We start from the raw sequence: 4,880 nt of genomic DNA on the forward strand, positions 1-4,880 counted from the left end.
CGCCGCGGGCCGCGGGGCCCGACGGCCGTCCGGTGCGCGCCGCCGGGGCGCCGGCGGGCTGCGCCGCGGGACCCGGCCCCGGGGTGTCGGGGAGGGCGCGGTCCGCGATGGGGCGGCCAGGGGGCGTACGGTCGTGCGGCGGCCGGACGGGGGACGAGCCGTCCGGGTCCACGCGGTCGAGGGCCGGGCCGTCCAGGGCGCCGGCCCGCTCCAGCGGCGTGCGCTCGGCGGCCCTGCGCTCCTGCTCCCGGCGCTCCAGGGTGCGGGCCAGTCGGTAGGCGGCCTCCCGGTGGCCCTGCTCGGCGGCGACCCGCAGCCAGCGCTCGACGCCGGTGTCCCCCCGGTGCTCCATCAGGTCCGCCAGGGCGTACGCTCCCAGGGCGTGGCCCTGCTCCGCGGACTGGCGCAGCCAGTACTCGGCGGCGGGTTCGTCCCCGCGCTCGCGGTGGTGGCGCCCCAGGGCGTGGGCGGCCGCGGCGGATCCGGCGACGGCGGCGACCCGCCACCAGCCGGCCGCCTCGTCGGGGTAGCCGCGCTGGTGCAGGAGGACGCCCAGGTTGTTGGCGGCGGCGCGGTCGCCGTCGGTGGTGGCGGCGCGGAGGTAGGGCTCGGCTCCGTCGAGGTCGCCCCGGCGCAGCAGCATGGCGCCGAGGACGCTCATCGCCGCGGTGTCCCCGCAGTCGGCCGCGCGGCGGTGCCGCGCCTCGACCTCGACGGCGTCCGCGGCCTCCGTGCAGTCGAACGGAGCGTCGGTCTGGTCGATCGCGTCCGCGGCACGCACCGTGTGCCGGTCAAAACGCCAGGTATCCAAGAGCGTTGCCCTGTCCCCCATATGTTCCATCGTCGCACCACCCGCAACCTGCGTACACCTTGGTATACCGCAGCCAGTGAGGTCACTTCGGCGTTTTGTCGACATGCCCACAGAGAGACAAGTCAAACACGAGGCCCCCAAGTCCCCCCACCGACAGGGCACTTGGCCCTTCGCACACATGACCAGGGCCCGGATCCTTTGAGGATCCGGGCCCTGGCTTTCAGTAGCGGGGACAGGATTTGAACCTGCGACCTCTGGGTTATGAGCCCAGCGAGCTACCGAGCTGCTCCACCCCGCGCCGTTGTGTTGTACACGTTATCACGACGCGGGAGGAGCCTTCTCCGGAGTGCCGGCTAGCTGCCGTCACCACCGCTCTGCCCGGCGGATCCGCCCGACGGGGCCGGCTGGTCCGCGGCCTTGCGCTGGGCGTCCGCCTCGGCGGCCCGCTTCAGCGCGTCGGCGAGGTCCTCCTGGGCCTTGCCGTACGCCGTCCAGTCGCCCTTCTGCAGCGCCTCCTCGCCCGCCGCGTACGCCTTCTGGGCATCCGCGATGGCCTGCTGGAGGGCTGCGTCACCGGTGGCCGGCGGCTCAGTGGGCTCCGTCGGCTGGTCGCTCGGCGGCGGGGTCGTCGGCGTCTCGCCCTCCACGCCGAACACCGCGTTGAGCGCCTCACCCAGCGTGTTCTCGAAGACGGTGGTCTCCTTGGCGCTCTCGCCCTCCTTGGCGGTGGCCTCGACGTACGAGACCGCCACCTTCTTCAGCAGCGGGTAGAGCGCGCTGCGGCCCTGGGCGTAGACCGGCTCCACATAGAGGAACCCGCCGTCGAGCGGCACCGTGAGCAGGTTGCCGTACTGGATCTCCGAGTCGGCGCCCTTCAGGTCGCGGACGAAGGTGGCGACGTCCGGAAGGCTGTTGAGCTTGCTCTGGACCTGTGCCGGGCCCGGCACGTCCGACGTGACCCTCAGGAGCCTTATCTTGCCGTAGTCCTCGCTGGTGGCGTCCGCGTCGACCGCCATGAACGCGCCGAGGTTCGGGCGGCCGTTGGGCGTGAACGTCGTCGTCAGCGAGAACCGCTGCTGCGCGTCCCCGGGCATCTTCATGCTCAGGTAGTACGGCGGGACGGCGTTGCCCTCCTTGTTCGTCGGGTCGGCCGGCACCTGCCAGGCGTCACTGCCGCTGTAGAACTGCGCCGGGTCCAGGACGTGGTAGCGGGTCAGCAGCTCGCGCTGGACCTTGAACATGTCCTGCGGGTACCGCAGGTGCTCCTTCAGGTCGCCCTTGATCTCGTCCTTCGGCAGCACCGTGCCGGGGAATGCCTTCATCCAGGTCTTGAGGACCGGGTCCTTGGTGTCCCACTGGTACAGCTTGACCGAGCCGTCGTACGCGTCGACGGTCGCCTTGACCGAGTTGCGGATGTAGTTGACCTGGTTCTGCTGGGCGACGACCGCCCGCGTCTGGTTGCCCGCCGTCAGCGAGTCGGTCGTGGTGTCGCCCAGGGTGGTGCGGGAGGCGTACGGGTAGCCGTTCGTCGTCGTGTAGGCGTCGACGATCCACTGGATGCGCCCGTCCACGACGGCCGGGTAGGCGTCGCCGTCGATGGTCAGCCACGGGGCGACCGCCTCGACGCGCTCCTTGGGGGTGCGGTTGTACAGGATCCGCGAGCCCTCTCCGATGGCTCCGGAGTACAGGATCTGCGGCTCGCTGAGGGTGACGGCGTACGCGGCGCGGTTGAAGGCGTTGCCGAGGCTGACGCCGCTCTTGCCCTCGAAGCTCGTCGTCTTCTCGCCGTTGGCCTCGTAGTCGAGCTCCTTCTGCGGGCCGCCGACGATCGAGTACTGCTCGGTCTTCTCGCCGTAGTAGATCCGCTGCTCGTACGTCCCGACCTGACCGGTCGTGGGCAGGCCCTTCTCCGTGAAGACGGGCGCGCCCGTGCGGTCCACCGCCGTGCCCGCGGCCATGATCGCGCCGTAGCCGTGGGTGTAGGTGAAGTGGTCGTTGATCCAGTTCCGCTTGGGGATGCCCCGGATGTTGAGCTCGCGCAGGCCGACGACGGTGTCCTTGCCGTCGTACCGGTCGACGTCGAGCGTCATCGGGAACTGGTAGTACTTGCGCTTCTGCTCCAGCTGCTGGAACGTCGGCGAGACGATGTTCGGGTCGAGCAGGCGGTAGCTGGCGGCCGTGTCGGCGTCCTTGCGGATCTGCTCGTTCGACTTGCCGGTCTGCTCGCCGGAGTAGTTCTCCGGCTTCGTGCTGTCGATGGCGTACGCCTTGCGGGTCGCCTCGATGTTCTTGGCGATGTACGGCGCTTCCTTGGCCTGCTCGTTCGGGTCCACCTGGAACTTCTGCACGATGGCCGGGTAGAGCCCGCCGATCAGGATCGCCGACAGGACCATCAGGCCGAAGCCGATGACGGGCAGCTGCCAGGTGCGGCGCCACAGGGTCCCGAAGAACAGCAGGGCGCAGATGACCGCGATGCAGAACAGGATGGTCTTCGCCGGCAGGTAGGCGTTGGCGTCCACGTACCGCAGGCCGGTCCAGTTGCCCGCCGCCTTGAAGTCGCTGGACTTCACGGCCAGCCCGTACCGGTCGAGCCAGTAGGCGACGGCCTTCAACGAGACGAAGACGCCGAGCAGCACCGACAGGTGCCCGGTCGCGGCGGCGGTGGCGCGGGCGCCGGGGCTGGTGACGCGCAGCCCGCCGTACAGGTAGTGCGTGAGGGCGGCGGCGATCAGGGACAGCACGGCGGCCGCGAAGCCGAAGCCGAGCAGGAACCGGTACCAGGGCAGGTCGAAGGCGTAGAACGCCACGTCCATCTGGAACTGCGGGTCCTTCTCACCGAAGGGCACGCCGTTGACCCACATCAGCCACGTGCGCCACTGCCCGGAGGCGGAGGCCCCGGCGATCAGTCCGACGAGCGCGGCGACGCCGAGCAGGACCCACTTCTTGTACGGGGCCACGCCCATGCGGTAGCGGTCCAGGCTCTGCTGCTCCAGCGACATGGCGCTCAGCGGGGGCCGCATGCGGTGGGCCAGCCAGATGTTGAACCCCACGGCCAGGGCCATCAGCAGACCGAACACGGCGAACATGCCGATCTTGGTCCACAGCGTGGTGGTGAACACGGACGAGTACTGCACGGACCGGTACCAGAGCCAGTCCGTCCAGAACCCGGAGAACATCACGAAGAGCATGGCCAGGACGGCCACCACTCCCAGTGTCATGAGCAGGGAGCGGGCCCGCCGCGACGGCCGGCCGACTCTGATCCGTGGCCCGGTCGGGCCTCCGCCGCGGTCCGGCATCTGGAAAGCCAACGTGCGCCCCTCGAAGTTCGCGGTCGATGTGTTGCCTGCGGGCCCAGCGATCGCAGGACCCCACTGATGCAACTTACTGAAGCTTTACCTAGTTCCCGTCCCCGGGTCGAGAGGAGGCAGGATATTGACCATGTCCAACGTTTCCCCCTCCGGCCCCCCGATGGCCGCAAGCCCCCTCACCCGCGCCGTCCTGGAGATCGACGAGTACGCGTCGGGTCTCGGCTGGGACCAGCCCGCGCGGCTGTTCGCCCTGGTAGACACGGCACTGATGCGCGCGCAGGAGCCGGAGCTGGCCGCCCAGCTCGGGCTCGACGGCGACGAGTCCGCAGCCCCCCTCACGCCGATCGAGCAGGACGAGCTGCCCGCGGGCGCGCCGCTCGACGAGTTCCTCGCCACGATCGCCTGGCCCGACGCGGTCGTCGGCTGCGCACTGACCGTCGAGCGGCTGATGCTCCCGCCGTCCGCGGAGGGCTCCGTACCGGACGCCCTGGACGAGGCGGCCCTGGCGCGCTGGGTCGCCGAGCACCCGGAGCGGCGCGAGGTCCGCATGACGGTGGCGGTGCTGCGCGACGGTGCCCGCGAGTCGGCCCTGCGCCTGCGGGAGAAGGACTCCCCGACGGAGGTCCTCACCGGCACCGGTCTCGTGCCGAACCTCGCGGACGCGCTGGCCGCCACCTTCGAGGGCTGACCCGCCGGACGGTCCGGGCCGCCGGGGTGCGCCCGCGGCGGGCCCCGCCCCGGGGGTGACGGTCGCGGGGGGC

At 70.9% G+C, this 4,880-nt stretch carries 3 protein-coding genes and 1 tRNA gene; 1 reads left to right on the top strand and 3 read right to left on the bottom strand.

The features are described 5' to 3' along the window. The 3 genes from BJP40_RS07835 to BJP40_RS07845 all read right to left on the bottom strand — a co-directional run. A partial coding sequence (locus BJP40_RS07835) for a tetratricopeptide repeat protein (RefSeq protein WP_177204334.1) occupies positions 1-832 on the bottom strand: 832 nt, incomplete at its 3' end. Positions 833-1,035: 203 nt separating this feature from the next. Further along, positions 1,036-1,109: transfer RNA gene (locus tag BJP40_RS07840), tRNA-Met, on the bottom strand. Positions 1,110-1,164: 55 nt separating this feature from the next. Next, positions 1,165-4,107, bottom strand: coding sequence for a UPF0182 family protein (locus BJP40_RS07845; RefSeq protein ID WP_071279715.1), 2,943 nt, complete (start codon positions 4,105-4,107; stop codon positions 1,165-1,167). A 142-nt stretch (positions 4,108-4,249) separates the two neighbouring features. Here BJP40_RS07845 and BJP40_RS07850 point away from each other — a divergent pair, with 142 nt between their 5' ends. Next, the gene (locus BJP40_RS07850) at positions 4,250-4,807 is read left to right on the top strand and encodes a PPA1309 family protein (protein WP_071270168.1); all 558 of its coding nucleotides are present in this window, start codon (positions 4,250-4,252) and stop codon (positions 4,805-4,807) included. Positions 4,808-4,880 lie beyond the last annotated feature (73 nt).

It is taken from the genome of Streptomyces sp. CC53 (assembly GCF_001865245.1).
In the GTDB taxonomy this organism is placed as follows: domain Bacteria; phylum Actinomycetota; class Actinomycetes; order Streptomycetales; family Streptomycetaceae; genus Streptomyces.

Coding starts and splice junctions, on each gene's coding strand:
- BJP40_RS07850 (WP_071270168.1), top strand. CDS start 4,250: ATGTCCAACGTTTCCCCCTCCGGCCCCCCGATGGCCGCAAGCCCCCTC.
- BJP40_RS07845 (WP_071279715.1), bottom strand. CDS start 4,107: ATGCCGGACCGCGGCGGAGGCCCGACCGGGCCACGGATCAGAGTCGGC.